1 protein-coding gene is annotated in these 362 nt (G+C 41.7%); it reads left to right on the top strand.

The window, feature by feature from the left end; all coding sequences use genetic code 11:
• The coding region (locus tag BCT34_RS03610; RefSeq protein ID WP_133148375.1) for a hypothetical protein at positions 1-362 on the top strand (362 nt) is incomplete at both ends.

Raw genomic sequence — 362 nt, 5'->3', positions numbered from 1 at the left:
GATGAAGATGATCTTGCTGGGATTGGTTCGGATCAATCCGAAGATACTATTATTAACGGTCTATTCACCGTTGATGAAGGTGCTGATGGTGTTGTTAAGTACGAATTGGTCGATGAAAACTTAGTGATTGCAGGCTTAACTTCAGATGGAGAAAGCTTAGAGTGGCTGCCTGTTTCACAGAGTGGCACGACCTTCACTTATGTTGCACAGACGGTAACCAGTAATCAGCCTGTGTTTGAAATTGTTTTTGATACCTCAAATAACAGCTATCAATTTGAATTGTTTAAACCACTTAAGCACCCTGATAGTGCGGGTGAAAACGCGATTGACCTTAACTTCTCTGTCGTGGCTGAAGATTTCGA

The sequence above is a fragment of the Vibrio sp. 10N.261.45.E2 genome (assembly GCF_002875705.1).
Taxonomy (GTDB): Bacteria; Pseudomonadota; Gammaproteobacteria; order Enterobacterales; family Vibrionaceae; genus Vibrio.
Note: the sequence above shows the minus strand (reverse complement) of the source record. Positions and strands in the feature narration are given on the sequence as shown.